Below are 16,241 nucleotides of genomic sequence, written 5' to 3' on the forward strand. Positions count from 1 at the left end.
TCCGCATCCTATGCACCTGGATCTCAGGTTCGCCGAGGGTTTCCCCCCGACATCGGGTATTGGATACCAAGACGGTATCGGTTGTTTTAATTTTGTATGATGGTGGATATGACTGCCTCCGCTGATTTCTGGTTCGACCCGGCCTGCCCCTGGGCCTGGATGACGTCTCGCTGGATGCTCGAGGTCGAGCAGGTCCGGGACGTGCAGACGACCTGGCACGTGATGAGCCTCGCCGTGCTGAACGACGGCCGCGAGGAGCTCTCCGAGAAATATCGCAGCTTCCTGAGCAACGCGTGGGGCCCGGTCCGGGTGCTGATCGCGGCCGAGCAGGCGCACGGCAACGAGGTGCTGCTGCCGCTGTACACCGCGCTCGGCCAGCGGATCCACGTCGAGGGCCGGGGGATCGGCGACGGCAAGGGCGACGTGATCGAGGAGGCGCTGGCCGAGGTCGGGCTGCCCGCGTCGCTGATCGAGGCGGCCGACACCGACCGCTACGACGACGCGCTGAAGAAGTCGCACCACGCCGGCATGGACCAGGTCGGCATGGAGGTCGGTACGCCGGTGATCTCGGTCGAGGGCGCCGCGTTCTTCGGCCCGGTGGTCACCCCGGCGCCGAAGGGCGAGGCGGCCGGCAAGCTCTGGGACGGCGTCCGGCTGGTGGCCGGCACCGAGGGCTTCTTCGAGATCAAGCGCACCCGGGACCGCGGCCCGATCTTCGACTGACCGTTCAGGGCTTGAACCGGAGCCACCCGAACCGCGAAAGTTGCTCACGCAGGAATCCGCCCACTCGTGAGTAGGTTTCAGATGACTTTGCCTGAGGTGATCGCCGGCATCGCGGTGTTCGACCGCCGGACCGGGCAGTTCGTGCACGAGCAGGACGTCGACCTGCAGTTCCGGACGGCGTCCGTGGTGAAGCTGCTGATCGCGCTCGACTTCTTCTGGGACCGCGGCCCGCAGTACGCCGTACCGGACGAGGACCGCCGGCGGCTCGAGGTGATGCTGCGCAGCAGTGACGACGACGCGGCCAGTTACTACTGGGACCAGCGCGGCGGTGCGGCGCTGGTGGAACGGATGGTCGGGCGGCTCGGGCTGACGCACACAGCCGGACCGCCCGCCAGCCATCCGGGCTTCTGGGGCTACGTCGCCATCACGCCCGCCGACACAGTCCGCATCTACCGGTACCTGCTGGAGGAGGCCCCGCGGCCGGTCCGTGAGTTCGTCATGGGCCAGCTGCACCAGGCGACCCGGAACGGCACCGACGGCTTCGACCAGTACTTCGGGATCGCGTCGGTTTTCGCGCCGGACTTCAGCATCAAGCAAGGCTGGTCCGGATTCCAGAGTTCCAACGGGTACCGGTCCAGCATGGCGAAGCCGGAGTCCGTCGTGGACCTCGTGAGCGAGGCGCTGCACACCACGGGCACCGTCGGCGCCGGCGACCGTACGATCGTTGCCGTCTACACGCTGCACCCGTGCGGAACGCCGTACGAGCAGGCGTACGCGGCTGTGACGCAGCTGACCGCCGGGCTGACTGTGCCGGGCGGCGTGCGCGTACCGGTGAGCTGACAAGTAGATTGCCTGCCATGCGAGTGCATATCGGCTCTGACCATGCCGGCTTCGAACTGAAGAACCACCTGGTGCAGCACCTCACCGCTGCCGGGCACGACGTCACGGACCACGGTCCGGCGGTGTACGACGCCGTCGACGACTACCCGCCGTACTGCCTGCGGACCGGGCAGGCCGTGGTGAACGACCCGGGCAGTCTGGGCATCGTCATCGGCGGCTCCGGCAACGGCGAGCAGATCGCCGCGAACAAGGTGAAGGGCGTCCGGGCTGCGCTGGCCTGGAACACCGACACCGCACGGCTCAGCCGCGAGCACAACAACGCCAACGTCATCAGCGTGGGGGCCCGGATGCACACCGAGGAGGAGGCCACCGGGTTCGTCGACACGTTCCTGGCGACCGACTTCTCCGGCGAGGAGCGGCACAGCCGCCGGATCGACATGCTGACCGCCTACGAATCGACCGGCGAGCTCCCGTCGGTGCGCTCATCGTCCTGATCTGTTGGGGGCAGGACCGGTCGGCGCTTGACCGGTTGCCTGGGGCGGGACACGTCCCGGGCGCGCATGCTCCGGCCGGTCCCGACCACAGCCGGTGTAGGCGTCGACGCCTTGCCCCCTCTGGCACCACCTGTCGTCCCCATACGAGGAATCATGCCTGAAGGTCATACGCTGCATCGGTTGGCGAACGACGTCTGGGACGCGTTCGGGGGCCGTACCGTCCGGGCGTCGAGTCCGCAGGGGCGGTTCGCCGACGGCGCGGCGCTGCTCGACGGGCATGTCCTGCGGCAGACCGAGGCTCACGGCAAGCACTTCCTCGCCGACTTCGAGGGCGCCGGGTGGCTGCACATCCACCTCGGCCTGATCGGGAAGATGGACATCCGGCCGGCCCCGGTACCCGAACCGGTCGGCGCGGTCCGGGTCCGGCTGCAGAACGCCACGTCGTACGCCGACCTGCGCGGCGCGACCGTGTGCGAGGTGATCACCGACGAGGAACGCGCGAAGCTGCTCGGCCGGCTCGGGCCCGACCCGCTGCGCGACGACGCCGACCCGGAGCTCGCCTGGAAGCGGATCCACCGCAGCAAGCTGCCGATCGGGCAGTTGCTGATGAACCAGGACGTGCTGAGCGGCGTCGGCAACGTGTACCGCGCGGAGGTGCTGTTCCGGGCGAAGCTGAACCCGATGACACCCGGCAACGTGGTGAAGAAGCGCGAGTGGCAGGGGATGTGGGACGACCTGCTCGAGCTGATGAAGTACGGCGTCGAGACCGGCCGGATCGACACCGTCGCCGACGACCACACGCCCGAGGCGATGGGCCGCGACCCGCGGAAGGACGACCACGGCGGCGAGGTCTACGTGTACCGGCGCCAGGGGCAACGGTGTTACGTCTGCCAGTCGGTGATCCGGACGAAGCTCCTCGCGGGCCGTAACTTGTTCTGGTGCCCCAAATGCCAGCGCACCGGTCTCACCCGCAAGAGCTGAACGTCTTCGATCGTGTTGCGAATTGATGCGCGGACCGATCGGTACCGTTATCTTCTTCACACCATGAGGAAGAGCGGCGGTCTTGCGCTGGTACGACGCATCGGCCGCCGGGTCGAGGCGCTGGGCCGTCGCGCCCGCCGTTCGCACCGGGTCGCGTTCGTCGCGCTGATGCTGGTGCAGCTGGTGATCTCGATCGCGAGCCTGAGCTGGCCGGCGTTGGTACCGGCGACGTTCCTGATCGTTCCGCTGGTGGTGGGCGGTGTCCTGCTGCGGCTCGGCGAACTGGTCGCGCTGACGGCCATCACGACGACGTTCGGCGCGTACGTCGTCCTGTCCCGCGGGCTGTCGGTGCCGCGGTTCGGGTTCGTGCTGGTGCTCGCGGTGGTCGGCTGGATCATGATCACCAGCGCGAAAGTACGCAGCCGGCTCGGCGTACCGGGGACCCGGGGCGAGTCGATGCTGATGGAACTGCGGGACACGCTGACCGCGCAGGGCGAACTGCCGCGGCTGCCGACGGGCTGGCTGGTCGAGTCGTGGATCCAGTCCGCCGGGGCGTCGACGTTCTCCGGTGACTTCGTCGTGTCGACGGTGCACGACGACGTGCTCGAGGTCGCGCTGGTCGATGTCTCGGGCAAGGGTATCGACGCCGGGACGCGGGCGTTGCTGTTGTCCGGTGCGTTCGGCGGCCTGCTCGGCGTCGTACCGGTGGAGGAGTTCCTGCCGTCCGCGAACCGGTACATCCGGCGGCAGGAATGGGACGACGACTTCGCCACCGTCGTCCACGTCGTCCTCGACCTCGCGACCGGCAAGTTCGACGTACGTACGGCCGGGCATCCGCCGGCGATCCAGTTCGACGCCTGGTCGGGGCGCTGGCAGACGCGGGACGCCGAAGGGCCGTTGCTCGGGCTGGTCGAGTCTCCCGAGTTCGCGGTGAACCACGGGCAGCTGAAGCTCGGCGATGCGCTGTTCCTCTACAGCGACGGGATGGTGGAGACGCCGCAGCAGGACATCGGGCGCGGGACCGACCGGCTCGTGGGACAGGCCGAGCGGCTGGTGGCGCACGGGTTCCAGGGCGCGGCGAGGGACCTGGTCGAGAGCGCCGGCGGCGCCGGGGACGACGCGGCGATCGTCATCATCCACCGCAGAGCGCATGCCTGAGGCAAGCAAGTCTCTCGTTGTCAACCCCGCCGTTTGTTGACTTGGGCAACGACAGGGTCATACTGCAGAGGAGATGCGCGCTGTGACCTTTGGGTGACCATGCGAGACAGGGGTACGGGGATGGTCAAGGGAGTACGTGCTCAGGCTGCCGCAGTCGCGGCCGCCGCTGGAGCGCTCACGGTTCTGATCGGCGCCGGTGTGCTGCTGATGCAGTCCGGCGCGGGCGGGAGTACGCCGGTCGCGCCGCTCGCGGCGATGGCCGCGCCGCCGGGGAACAACGGGACGATCAAGATCGACGGGGTGGAGCTCGGCGACCATCCGCCGAACAACAACCCGCACCAGGGCTGCACGTTCACGGTCGAGTTCTACAACTACGAGCAGGGGCCGTACTCCGCGACCGTGCAGTTCACGGACCAGCCGCCGACCGGTAACGCCGGGCTGCAGGTGGTGTCCGGCAACCTGAACCCGTTCATCGGTGGGGATCCTGCCGGTGGTGGGACGGATCTGGACGCGCGGGAGGTGTACACGCTGCAGTTCAGCGGGCCGCCGGATCCGCAGCAGGGCTACCACGTCAAGGTGACCATCCACGCCGACGGCTCGATCGGGAACGACACCAAGCACAAGGTCTTCTGGGTCCAAGGCTGCGAGACCACTCCGCCTCCCACGACCCCGCCGACCACGCCGCCGACGACGCCGCCGACCACACCTCCGACTACTCCTCCGACGACGCCACCGACGACGCCACCGACGACGCCGCCGAGCACACCGCCTACCACGCCGGTGTCGACGCCGCCGACCGTGCCGTCGACGACACCGGTGGTGCCGCCAACGACTGTGCCGACCACCTCGCACCCGGCGACGACCTCGGTGGTTCCGACGCATCACCGGAGTACCGGCGTACCGACCGCCATCGAGGCGGGTCTGCCCGGTACGCCGCCCCGGGCGGTCGCGGCAACGACCGACGACCGGCCGGGCGCGACCGGCGGCATCCTGATGACACTCGGCGGCATGCTCCTTGCGGGCGGCGCGATCGCCTCACTCCGGCGCCAGGGACGCCACTCCCGCTGACGAGCTTGTCCTCGGCAACAAGCGGCTCACGCACCGGGCAGGTCACCACCAGCCCCCGGTGCGTGAGCACTGTCCGGCACCTGTGGATAACCCAGGATCCGTGCGGTCAATCGTTACCCAACCGCCTTGACTGTTGTAACGGAACCGAAATACTTCTCCTGGACCTCTCTATCCCCTGCTTTGTTCGAGGACGGACATGACCCACACGGGTATGCACTCCCGGGCCGCCGGCCTGTTCGCCGGCGCCGGAGCGCTCGCACTGCTACTCGGCGCCACGACCCTGCTCGTCGCGCCGTCGGCCAACGCCGACCAGACTTCCGCAGCACAAGATCCGAAGGGCAACAACGGCACCGTCAAGATCGAGGGTGTCGAGATCAGCAAGGTGCCCGAGAACAACCCGCACCAGGGCTGCGTGTTCAACGTCGAGTTCTACAACTACGACAAGGGTGACTACAAGGCGACCGTCACCTTCGAGGACCAGGCGCCGACCGCGGACGGTGGGCTGAAGGTCGTCTCCGGCAACCTCAACCCGTTCATCGGCGAGGACCCTGCCGGTGGTGGGAACGACCTGGACGCGCGTGAGACTTACACGCTGACGTTCACCGGCCAGCCGCAGCCGCAGCAGGGCTACCACGTGAAGCTGACCGTGGACGCACCCGGCTCGATCGGCGCGGACGTCAAGCACAAGGTGTTCTGGGTGGAGGGCTGCGCCCCGACGCCGCCCACGACGCCTCCGCCGACCACGACGCCTCCGCCCACGACCACGACGGCGCCGCCGACCACCACGGCTCCGCCGACCACGACGGCGCCGCCCACGACCACGGCCCCGCCGACCACCACGGCGCCGCCTACCACCACGGCGCCGCCCACGACGACGGCTCCGCCGAGCACGACTGCGCCGACGGAGACAATGTCGACTCCGCCTGCGACCACGCCGACATCGCCCGGTACGTCGACCGCGCCGACTGCGACCACGCCGCCGGCCGGTGGGCCGTCCGAGACTCCGACCGGCGGCGTACCGACCGAGGTGAACGCCGGCCTCGGCGGCCCGGGGTCCGGTAATTCGGTTGCTGGTGGCAACGGTATGTTCGGGATGCTGGGCAGCATGCTGCTCGCGGCCGGTGGCGTGATGCTCGCCGGTGGCGGGTTCGTCGCGCTCCGCCGACGCGGAAAGCACAGCGTCCAGTAGTGAGCCCTGCCCGTCGACGCGGCCGTCCCGCTCCCCTGCGGTGGAGCGGGGTGGTCGCCGTCGTCGGCGTAGGCGTACTGGCCGCTGGTGCGTACCTGCAGTTCGACGGTGACGATCATGCGGGCGCGGCACCCTTGCTGTTCCCGTCGGTGACCTCGGTGTCACCTCGGCCGGTGGTCGTGGCTTCCGGGAAACCGCTGCCGAAGTCGGCCGGCCGTACGCCGGTGAACACGCGCCCCGGCCGCCCGACCGCGATCACCATCCCGCAACTGGGCGTCAGTGCGCCGGTCGTCTCGATCAAGGCGGTGGACGCCGCACTGACCCCGCCGTCCGACCCGACAATGGTCGGCTGGTGGTCGGGCGGCGCGCAGCCCGGGGCGAAACGTGGTTCGGCCGTCATCACCGGTCATACCGTGCACACCGGTGGCGGCGCGTTCGACGACCTTGGCCGGCTTGTCCCGGGATCGGTTGTCCAGCTGACGACCGTCCGCGGTCCGCTGCGGTACCAGGTCGCGACGGTCACGACGTACCGGAAAGCAACTCTCGCGAAGCGGGCCGCGCAGGTGTTCGACCAGGGCGTTCGTGGCCGGCTCGTGCTGGTGACGTGTGAGGACTGGAACGGCTCGGTGTACCTGAGCAACGTGGTCGTCGTCGCCCTGCCGATGGCGTAACCTGTTCCGTCGTGACGATCGATGGGCTGGGCGACACCTTCGGCGCGGAGCGGGCCGGACCGGACGTCTCGTTCGACGAACTGGTCGCGATGATGCCGGAGACGTTGCGGGAGGTGTTCCCGCCGTACCGCTGGCAGCTGGCGAAGCTGTGGGAGCTCGACCTGAAGGTGGAGCCGGTCGAGATCGCCGACCTGGTCTGGATGTTCGACCTGCCGTTGTGGCAGCTGGACGGCGACCGCTTCAAGGTCACCCCGCACCAGGTCGCCGAGACCCCGATGAACTTCCGCGCCCACTACCAGCGGGTGATGGACGCCGACCTCGACTTCCCGATCAACCTGGTCGCCTACCGCGGCCGCCTGGTGGTCCTCGACGGCGTCCACCGCCTGGCCAAGGCCCACTTCCTCCGCCGGCGCTGGATCGAGGCCACCATCGCCACCGCCGCCCAACTCAAGTCCTGCGCAGTCTGAGCCGGTTGGTCTGCGTGACGTGTCACCATTAGGATCGGTGACATGACATCAAAGCATGAGGACGAGTACGCTCCGAGCGCCGCGGGCTGGGTGCGGGAGCAGGTCGACAAGGTGACCGCGGCCGGGACGACCGATGTGGTCGAGATTATGGGCATGAAGGTGGTGCTGCTGACGATGCGCGGCGCCAAGAGCGGCAAGATCCGGAAGGTGCCGTTGATGCGGGTCGAGCACGATGGGGTGTACGCGGCCTTCGCGTCGCTCGGTGGCGCGCCGAAGCACCCGGTCTGGTATTTCAACTTGAAGGCCGACCCGAAGGTGACGCTGCAGGACGGCGAGGCCGTCGGCGAGTACGTCGCCCGCGAGATCGACGGCGCGGAGTACGACGAGTGGTGGGCCCGCGGCGTCGACGCCTACCCGCCGTACGCCGAGTACCAGACCAAGACCAGCCGCAAGATCCCGGTCTTCGTACTCGAACCCATCAACTAGACCCTGTCTGGTGGATTACCAGACAGGGCCTAAGTCCTTGCAAAGATCTGGTCCGGACGACGGTCGGTGACAGGGCCGGGCCCAGGCTTGTGAGACGCTGGCGGCGGCCGGGTTCACCGTGACCCGGCCCGGCGCGCTGCGTCGGAGAGTTCTGGGAGTTGTCCTGACCACACACGACGCGGTGCGGGAACCGTTCGTCGGGTCGACGCGGCTGCGTCTGGCCGGACTTGCACTGCATGCCTATACCGCGAGCGGAACGGTGCTCGCGCTGCTGATCGTCATCGCTGCCATCGACGGCGACGCCGTCCGGGCGCTCTGGCTCGGGCTGGCGGCGTTGGTGATCGACGGTACCGACGGGATGCTGGCGCGCCGGCTACGGGTGAAGGAGACCATCCCGTGGTTCGACGGCGCGATGCTCGACAACATCGTCGACTACCTGACGTACGCCTTCGCGCCGATCGTGCTGCTCTGGACCGGCGGCTACCTGCCGTCCGGGACCTGGGGCGCGGTCCTCGGCGCGTTGCCGTTGCTTGCCTCCAGCTACCAGTTCTGCCGGGTCGACGCGAAGACCGAGGACCACTTCTTCCTAGGCTTCCCGAGCTACTGGAACGTGGTCGCGTTCTACATCATCGTGCTAGGCCTCAGCCCGGTCGTCACCGGCGTCCTGCTGGTCGTGTTCTCGGTGCTCGTCTTCATCCCGGTGAAGTACGTGTACCCGTCGCGGACCAAGGCGTTCCGCTCGCTGAACCTGCTGACGACGGCGGTCTGGCTGGCGTCGTACGCCGTCCTCCTGGCGCAGATGCCGCACCCGAACGCGATCGTGGTCGTGATCTCGCTGGCCTACCTTGTGTACTACGCCGCGCTCAGCCTGTACCTGACCTGGCGCCGTAGGGTCGTCGCGTAGTGGTCCTCGGTCTCGGCGCGGCCCTCGGGGCCGCGGTGCTGTTCGGTATCGGCGCGATCGCGCAGGCAGTTGGCTCACGGAAGGTGCCGACCGAATCGGAGCTGGATCCGCGGCGGCTCGGCGGGTTCGTGGTCAAGCTGCTCAAGCAGCCCGCGTTCCTCGGCGCGCTGGCCCTCAACCTGGCGGGCTTCGCTCTGCACTTTGTCGCTCTGCGACATCTGCCGCTCTACCTCGCCCAGGCCGGTATCGCCGTCAGCCTCGTCGTCACCGCGTTGCTCGCGACCCGGCTGATGTCGGACCAGCTCAGCGCGCTCGAATGGTCGGCCGTGGCGGGGGTCGTCGTCGGCCTCGGCCTGCTCGCGGTCGCGGCTGGTGACGCGGGCGCCAGCGCGCAGCATCACAGCCTCACCATCGGCATCATCGTCGGCCTGGTCACCATCGCGGTACTGGGTGGTGTCGCGAGCCGTTCGCAGCACGGCGCCTCGACCGCACTACTCGGCCTGCTGGCCGGTCTCGGGTACGCCGGTGTCGCGATCTCGGCGCGCCTGCTCAAGGACGGGTCACTGGGGGAGTTGTTCCACAGTCCGACGCTGTACACGCTGCCGATCAGCGGGGCGCTCGCGTTCATCCTGTACTCGCTGGCCCTGCAGCGTGGTTCGGTGACGCTGGCGACCACGCCGATGATTGCGCTGCAGACAATCACCCCGGCGGCCGTCGGCGTCTTCGTCCTGAGCGACGCCGTACGCGCCGGTTGGTGGCCGGCCGCGATCACCGGCTTCCTGTTGTCCGCCGTTGGTTCAGTGATCCTGGTCCGGTTCGAGTCGGTCAAGCATTAGCGGCTCGGCCACTTCCACGGCGGTTCGTCGAGCGGGCGTTGGCCGGCGATGCTGGTGGCGCCTCTCTCCTTGACCAGCTCGATGGTCTGGAGGTCGGGGGAGAGAGCCGCGAGCGCGCTGATGAACGGGCGTGAGTGCGAGACGGCGATCACCTGCGTCTCCTTGGCGGCCGTGACGACCAGGTTGGCGAGCGCCGGCAGCAGGTCCGGATGCAGGCTGGTCTCGGGTTCGTTCAGGACCAGGAGTTCCGGTGGGCGCGGGGTCAGCAACGCGGCGACCCACAGCAGGTACCGCAGCGTGCCGTCGGACAGCTCGGCGCCGGACAGCGGACGCAACAGCCCGTGCTGGTGGAACGCGATCTCGAACCGTCCCGCGGTGTTGACGACCTCGATCCGGCTTCCCGGGAAGGCCAGCTCGATCGCCTCGTCCAGCGCGCCGCGAGGCCCCAGCTCGCGGATCGTCTGCAACGCGGCCGCGACATCGGCACCGTCCGGAGCCAGTACGGCGGTACGCGTACCGACCTGCACCCGCCGGGCTGGAGCGGTCGCGTCGGTACGGAAGTGGTCGTAGAACCGCCAGCCGCGCAGCCGTTCCCGCACCATCATCAGCTCCGGCGCACGCTCCGGATCCGCGAACTCGCTCAGCATGCTGTCGAACGTCTGCAGCTCGTGGCCCGCGCGCTGCCACTCGCCGCTCGCCGACCGGATCCGTACGTCGTGGTTGGTCCGCTCCACCAGTAGCGCCGCCGGCCGCAGGAACGGCCCCGCCCACAGAGCTTCCCGCTTGATCTCCGGATCCAGGTCGAACTCCGACCCGTGCGGGATCGGCAGCCCGAGATCCATCAGATAGCCGTAGTCGTCCCCCGCGAACCCCATCCGCAACGTCACCGGCCCGGTCCGCCGCGTTCCCTGCGGAGGCCGATCCTTCCGCACGTGCTCCGGCCCCGCCCACAACGTCGACTGCAGCCCACCCTCTCGCGCCAGGGCTGCGACAGCTCCGTTCCGGGAAGCGTCAGCCAGCAACCGCAGGGCCTTGTACAAGCTGGACTTCCCGGTCCCGTTCGCCCCGGTCACCACGTTCAGCCCACGCAACGGCATGACGATCCGCCGCAGTGACCGATAGTTCTCCACCGCCAGCGTCGTCAGCATGCGAGCCACCGTACCGAGGCCTTCGGACAATCCGATGTCACAGACGGGGCGCAGGGAAGGCCCTGCGCCCCACTGAGCCGTTAGGCCAGGGACTCTTCCCAGGCCTGGTGAAGCCCGGCGTAGTGGCCGTCGACCGTGATCAGGTGGTCGGGTGAACCGTCCTCGATGATCCGGCCGTGCTCCAGCACCAGCACGCGGTCGGCGGTCTCGACCGTGGACAGCCGGTGCGCGATCACGATCGCGGTCCGGTCGGCCAGGATCGTCTTGAGCGCCCGCTGGATCAGCCGCTCGCTCGGGATGTCCAGGCTGGACGTTGCCTCGTCCAGGATCAGTACGGCCGGGTTCGCCAGGAAGGCCCGCGCGAACGCGACCAGCTGCCGCTGACCGGCCGACAACCGGGAGCCGCGCTTCTCGACCGCGGTCTCGTACCCGTTCGGCAACGCCATGATGAAGTCGTGCGCGCCGATCACCTTGGCGGCCTCGACCACTTCCTCCATCGTCGCGTCCGGCTTGCCGAACCGGATGTTGTCGGCGACCGAGCCGGTGAACAGGAAGTTCTCCTGGGTCACCATCACGACCCGCTCGCGCAGGTCGTCCTCGGACAGGTCCCGCAGGTCCACGCCGTCGAGCAGCAGGTGCCCGCCGGTCGGGTCGTAGAACCTGGCCACGAGTTTCGCGATCGTGGTCTTGCCGGCTCCCGTCGTCCCGACCAGGGCCAGCGTCTGGCCCGCCGGCACGTCGAGCTGCAGACCAGGCAGCACCGGCACGCCGTCGACGTACTCGAACCGGACGTTGCGCAGCTCCAGGTGCCCGTGCGCCTTGCCGGGCTTGGCCGGCTGGATCGGCTCCGGCACGTCCGGGGTCTCGTTCAGTACACCGGACAGCTTCTCCAGCGCCGCACTCGCGGAGAGGAAGGTGTTGTAGAACTGCGTGATGTCCTGCAGCGGCTCGAAGAACTGCCGCAGGTACAGCAGGAACGCGGTCAGTACGCCGACCGTCACGTGCCCGTGGTACGCCTGGTAACCGCCGTACGCCAGGATCGCGACGATCGTGATGTTGCCGACGCCCTTGATCGCCGGCATGAAGATCGCGTTCAGCCGGAACGACTCGAGGTTCGCTTTCCGGTAGCGGTCGTTGACGCCGTGGAAGATCTCCTCGTTCCGCGGCTCCCGGCGGAACGCCTGCACCGCGCGGATCCCGGTCATCGACTCGACGAAGTGCACGATGACGAGTACGACGGCCTCCCGCGTCTGCCGGTAGACGATCGCGGACCGCTTCCGGAACCACGCCGTGAGGATCAGCAGCGCCGGGAACGACAGCAGCGCGAGCAGACCGAGCTTCACGTCCAGGGTGAGCAGGATGATCGACGTACCGACCAGGGTCAGTACCGCGGTGACCAGGCTGTCGAACCCGCTCGCCAGCATCTCGTCGATCACCTGGACGTCCGAGGTCAGCCGCGAGATCACCCGGCCCGAAGTGAACCGGTCGTGGAACGCGGGGCTGAGCCGCTGGAAGTGGTCGAACACCCGCTTCCGCAGCCCGAGCAGGATCGTCTGCCCGAGCCGGCCGGAGCGCATCAGGAACACCTGCCGCGCCCACGCCTGCAGCAACGCCGACGCCAGTACGGCGATGACGATGGTGATCAGCTGCTTCGAGCCCTCGCCGGCCAGGATCGGCGGGATGCCTTTGTCGATGCCCAGATGGACCAAGTACGGCACGGCGAGCCGGGCGCCGTTCTCGACGATCACGATCACCACCAGCAGCCAGATCAGCTTCTGGTACGGCCGGAGCAGCTCCCCGAGCAGCTTGCGGGAGTCCTCCTTCAGCCGGATGGTCGTGGCGCGGGAGATCTCGCGGTCGGGGTCCTCCTCGAACAGCCCCCGCCACTTCTGCTCCTCCGGCGGCGCTTCCTGTTCGTTGGCCTGAGGAGGTGTTTGCTGGGTCGTCGTCATGCGTGCACCTCCTCTTCCTCCGCTGCCAGCAGGTGCCGGTACGCAGGTACCGTTGCCAGCAGCTCCTGATGGGTTCCTACGTGTGTGATCGTGCCGTTCTGCAGCAGGGCCACCTGGTCGGCCAGCATCACCGTCGACGCGCGGTGCGCAACCACGATGCCGGTGGTGTCGGCGAGCACGTTCTGCAGCGCCTCCTCGACCAAGGCCTCGGTGTGTACGTCGAGCGCGGACAGGGTGTCGTCAAGCACGAGTACCGCGGGCTTGGCGAGCACTGCGCGCGCCAGGGCCAGCCGTTGCCGTTGACCACCCGACAGCGACATGCCCTGCTCACCGACGCGGGTCTCCAGACCCCACGGCAGGTCGTTGGCGAACTGTGCCTGGGCGACCTCCAGTGCCTCCTGTACCTCTGCCTCAGAGGCGTCGGGCCTGCCGAGAGTGAGGTTTTCCCGGACGCTCATGGAGAACAGCGTCGGGTCGTCGAACGCCGACGCGACCGCGGTCCGCAGTGACACCAGCGACAGGTCCCGGATGTCGTGGCCGTCGATGGTGATCCGTCCGGCGGTCACGTCGTACAGCCGGGGAACCAGTGCGGTCAGAGTGGTCTTGCCGGACCCTGTGGCGCCGACCAGGGCGAGCGTCGTACCTGGGGTGAGGTCCAGGTTGATGTCGTGCAGCACCTCGTTCGAGTCGTCGGAGAACCGGAACCCGACGTGCTCGAAGCGCAGGTGCCCGCGGGCGCCGGTGAGCTCGTCCGGACCCGACTTGATCACCGAGTAGGTGTCGAGGATCTCGCTGATCCGGTCCGCCGCGGTCATCGCCTCCTGCGCCATCGCCAGGATCGCGCCGAGCGAGGTGACCGGCCAGACCAGCGACAGCATCAGCGTGATGAACGCGACCAGCGTGCCGAGCGTGATCGCCTCCCGGCCGACGGCGAGCGCGCCGAGCAGCAGCACGATCACCAGGGTCAGGTTCGGGATGACGCCGAGGAAACTCCAGAACCGGGACGCGAGCCGGACCTTCTCGACCTCGGTGTCGTACAGCGTGGTCGCCTCGTCGTCGAACTGCGACTGCACGTACGGCCGGCGGCCGAACGCCTTGATCACCCGGAAGCCGAGCGCCGACTCCTCGATCCGGGTGGCCAGGTCGCCCTGCTGGTCCTGGACCTTGCGGGAGATCCGCAGGTACTTCTTCTCGAACTTCAGCGACACCGTCACGATCGGCACGGCGGCCACGAGGACGACCAGACCGAGCGGCCAGTACAGCTGGAGCAGCAGGATCGTGACCACGATCAGCTGCAGGATGTTCATCACCAGGAACAGCAGGCCGAAGCCCATGAACCGGCGGATCGTGGACAGGTCGGTGGTGACCCGGGAGAGCAGCTGGCCGCTCTGCCAGCGGGTGTGGAACTCCATCGGCAGCGACTGCAGCCGGACGTACAGGTCGTGCCGGAGGGTGGCCTCGAGGTCGCTGACGGTCCGGGACTGCGCCCAGCGGCGCATCCAGACCAGGATGACCTCGGAGATGCTGAGCCCGAGAGCCAGCAGGGCCAGCGGCACCAGCAGGCTCAGCTCGCGGCGGGTGACCGGGCCGTCGATGATGGCCTTGGTGACCAGTGGGACGGTGAGGCTGACGCCGACGCCCAGCATCGCGGTGCTGAACATCACCGCCAGACGCCAGCGGTGTGGCTTCAAATAGGGACGCAGCCGCCAGAGGTTGCGGCTACGTTCGGGTGCACGGTTGGAAGGGGCAGCGATCGACGGCGCTTGGACAGGGTGCTCTGAGGGCATCTGGACGGGCGCACTTCCCATCTACTTCGGTTTGATTGGGTTTCGGCGACCTGAAAACGGCGCACTTTCCAGTATCGCCCAGTAGGTAAGCGCTTGTCCTGCCAATTCCATTCCCGGTGAATGAATCGCAATAGGCCCTTCCGGCTCCACGCGGCGGAGGCCACCGGACCTATCACGCATCGCAATCAGTCCCGTGTGATCGATCGCGCGACTTCCGGCAGGTCGCGTAGTTCGCGGAGCGGCGAGACGGCCGCGACCAGCAGCCCCGCCAGCATGCCGGCGGTGACGAGCAGCAGAGTGGGGCGGATGCCGAGCGCGGTCGCGAGCACGCCGGAGCCGGCCGCGCCGACGGTCTGACCGCCGATCACCAGGGTGCGCCAGGAGGCGCTGACCTGACCCACGAGGTGCGGTGGTGCCATCGCCTGCCGCAGAGTGCGTTGCGGGACGCCGAACAGCGACATGCCGAGTCCTGCGAAGACCTGCCCGAGAAGTATGACCGGTGTCAGTCCGGTGAACAGAGCGACGCCGTTCAGCGACGCGAGGAACGTCCCGGACAGATAGCAGCGACCGATACCGACCCTTGTGCACCAGGGGCCGGCGACAAAGGTTCCTGTTACTGCGGCGGCTCCGAACGTGGTGAGGCTCAGTCCTACGAACGCGGGCGACCTGTGCAGTTCGCGGATGAGGAACAGCACGACGAGCGGTCCCTGCATCGCTCCGGCCATGGCCGCAATTCCCGCCGAAGTGACGAGCGGCCTGAGTATCCGGTCGCCGAACAGGACCCGTAGCCCTGCCGTCAGCCGTACTTCGGCCCGCGGCGGTGCCGGCGTTCTGGCGGGCTCGCGGATGAGGTACGCCGTCACCGTGGACACGACGTACGACGCTGCGTCGACAAGGATCGCGAACGGAGCCGTGAGTACCTGTACCAGGAGGCCGGCCGCGGACGGGCCGAGCGTCGAGGCGAGGTTCAGGTTGAGCAGGGCCGCGCTGTTGGCGCGCATCAAGTCCGCACGCGGTACAAGTGCCGGGATGATCGTCTGCGAGGCGGTGTCGAAGAGCAGAGTCAGTACTCCGGTCAGTACTGCGACGACGTACAGCTGCTCGATCCGTAGCCAGCCCAGGGCCGCCGCTGCGGGCACAGAGCCAAGCAGCACGAGCCGGCCGACGTCCGTCCAGATCAGTAGGCGGCGCAGGGACAACCTGTCGACCCAGACACCTGCCAGGAGCCCGAACACCAGATGCGGGGCAATGGACAACGCCGACAACGCCCCCATCTCCAGGGCGGACGCATGCAGCGTCACGACGGCTACCAGCGGCAGGGCGACCGTGGTGACCGCACTACCCGACGCGGACACCAACTGCCCGATCCACAGCTTCCGGAACTCACCCCTCACGACCCATGCCATGCCAACGAACCTGTCACCCAGCAGAGTCGGGCGACCACGGCTGTTCGCCCTGAGCAGAGGTAGTTCACTCCACGCGAAACACAGGACGCGTCGCCTTTGAAGGGTTACGGTGTGTTACCTGGTTTTGGCAG

General features: G+C 68.3%; 16 protein-coding genes. 12 read left to right on the top strand and 4 right to left on the bottom strand.

Translation table 11 applies throughout. The annotated features are described in order from the left end of the window. Positions 1 to 108: 108 nt before the first annotated feature. From ACZ5BU_RS29955 to ACZ5BU_RS30010, 12 genes are all read left to right on the top strand, one after another. Positions 109 to 723, top strand: a complete 615-nt coding sequence (locus tag ACZ5BU_RS29955; RefSeq protein WP_465703784.1) for a mycothiol-dependent nitroreductase Rv2466c family protein — start codon at positions 109 to 111, stop codon at positions 721 to 723. Positions 724 to 804: 81 nt separating this feature from the next. After that, positions 805 to 1,563: a hypothetical protein gene (locus ACZ5BU_RS29960; protein WP_465703785.1), complete on the top strand. Its 759-nt coding sequence runs from the start codon at positions 805 to 807 to the stop codon at positions 1,561 to 1,563. 17 nt (positions 1,564 to 1,580) lie between these two features. Then, complete coding sequence (locus ACZ5BU_RS29965) at positions 1,581 to 2,057, top strand: ribose-5-phosphate isomerase (RefSeq protein ID WP_465703786.1); 477 nt, start codon at positions 1,581 to 1,583, stop codon at positions 2,055 to 2,057. Positions 2,058 to 2,210: 153 nt separating this feature from the next. After that, on the top strand, positions 2,211 to 3,038 hold the full coding sequence (locus ACZ5BU_RS29970; protein WP_465703787.1) for an Fpg/Nei family DNA glycosylase: 828 nt from the start codon (positions 2,211 to 2,213) through the stop codon (positions 3,036 to 3,038). 63 nt (positions 3,039 to 3,101) lie between these two features. Continuing rightward, positions 3,102 to 4,196 carry a PP2C family protein-serine/threonine phosphatase gene (locus ACZ5BU_RS29975; protein ID WP_465703788.1) on the top strand — a complete coding sequence of 365 codons (1,095 nt, stop codon included), beginning with the start codon at positions 3,102 to 3,104 and terminating at the stop codon, positions 4,194 to 4,196. Positions 4,197 to 4,316: 120 nt separating this feature from the next. Then, positions 4,317 to 5,264, top strand: coding sequence for a hypothetical protein (locus ACZ5BU_RS29980; protein WP_465703789.1), 948 nt, complete (start codon positions 4,317 to 4,319; stop codon positions 5,262 to 5,264). Between the two features lie 196 nt (positions 5,265 to 5,460). Continuing rightward, positions 5,461 to 6,453, top strand: coding sequence for a hypothetical protein (locus ACZ5BU_RS29985; protein WP_465703790.1), 993 nt, complete (start codon positions 5,461 to 5,463; stop codon positions 6,451 to 6,453). Then, the gene (locus ACZ5BU_RS29990) at positions 6,453 to 7,124 is read left to right on the top strand and encodes a class F sortase (RefSeq protein WP_465703791.1); all 672 of its coding nucleotides are present in this window, start codon (positions 6,453 to 6,455) and stop codon (positions 7,122 to 7,124) included. Before ACZ5BU_RS29985 ends, ACZ5BU_RS29990 begins: the two co-directional genes overlap by 1 nt. Before the next feature lie 11 nt (positions 7,125 to 7,135). Beyond that, on the top strand, positions 7,136 to 7,591 hold the full coding sequence (locus ACZ5BU_RS29995) for a hypothetical protein (RefSeq protein WP_465703792.1): 456 nt from the start codon (positions 7,136 to 7,138) through the stop codon (positions 7,589 to 7,591). A gap of 42 nt (positions 7,592 to 7,633) precedes the next feature. Continuing rightward, positions 7,634 to 8,077, top strand: a complete 444-nt coding sequence (locus ACZ5BU_RS30000) for a nitroreductase family deazaflavin-dependent oxidoreductase (RefSeq protein ID WP_465703793.1) — start codon at positions 7,634 to 7,636, stop codon at positions 8,075 to 8,077. A 181-nt stretch (positions 8,078 to 8,258) separates the two neighbouring features. Next, positions 8,259 to 8,981 (top strand): CDP-alcohol phosphatidyltransferase family protein, encoded by a 723-nt coding sequence (locus tag ACZ5BU_RS30005; RefSeq protein ID WP_387665188.1) that lies wholly within the window; start codon positions 8,259 to 8,261, stop codon positions 8,979 to 8,981. After that, positions 8,981 to 9,817, top strand: a complete 837-nt coding sequence (locus ACZ5BU_RS30010) for a hypothetical protein (RefSeq protein WP_465703794.1) — start codon at positions 8,981 to 8,983, stop codon at positions 9,815 to 9,817. Before ACZ5BU_RS30005 ends, ACZ5BU_RS30010 begins: the two co-directional genes overlap by 1 nt. On the opposite strand, the gene ACZ5BU_RS30015 is transcribed toward ACZ5BU_RS30010, so the two are convergent. From ACZ5BU_RS30015 to ACZ5BU_RS30030, 4 genes are all read right to left on the bottom strand, one after another. Next, a complete protein-coding gene (locus ACZ5BU_RS30015; RefSeq protein ID WP_465703795.1) occupies positions 9,814 to 10,965 on the bottom strand; it encodes an AAA family ATPase in 1,152 nt (383 codons plus the stop codon). The two genes, ACZ5BU_RS30010 and ACZ5BU_RS30015, sit on opposite strands and share 4 nt — an antisense overlap. Before the next feature lie 80 nt (positions 10,966 to 11,045). Further along, the gene (locus ACZ5BU_RS30020) at positions 11,046 to 12,917 is read right to left on the bottom strand and encodes an ABC transporter ATP-binding protein (protein ID WP_465703796.1); all 1,872 of its coding nucleotides are present in this window, start codon (positions 12,915 to 12,917) and stop codon (positions 11,046 to 11,048) included. Continuing rightward, positions 12,914 to 14,578, bottom strand: coding sequence for an ABC transporter ATP-binding protein (locus ACZ5BU_RS30025; protein WP_465704257.1), 1,665 nt, complete (start codon positions 14,576 to 14,578; stop codon positions 12,914 to 12,916). Before ACZ5BU_RS30025 ends, ACZ5BU_RS30020 begins: the two co-directional genes overlap by 4 nt. 311 nt (positions 14,579 to 14,889) lie before the next feature. Beyond that, positions 14,890 to 16,110, bottom strand: a complete 1,221-nt coding sequence (locus tag ACZ5BU_RS30030; RefSeq protein ID WP_465703797.1) for an MFS transporter — start codon at positions 16,108 to 16,110, stop codon at positions 14,890 to 14,892. Positions 16,111 to 16,241: the final 131 nt, after the last annotated feature.

It is taken from the genome of Kribbella sp. NPDC031520 (assembly GCF_055580825.1).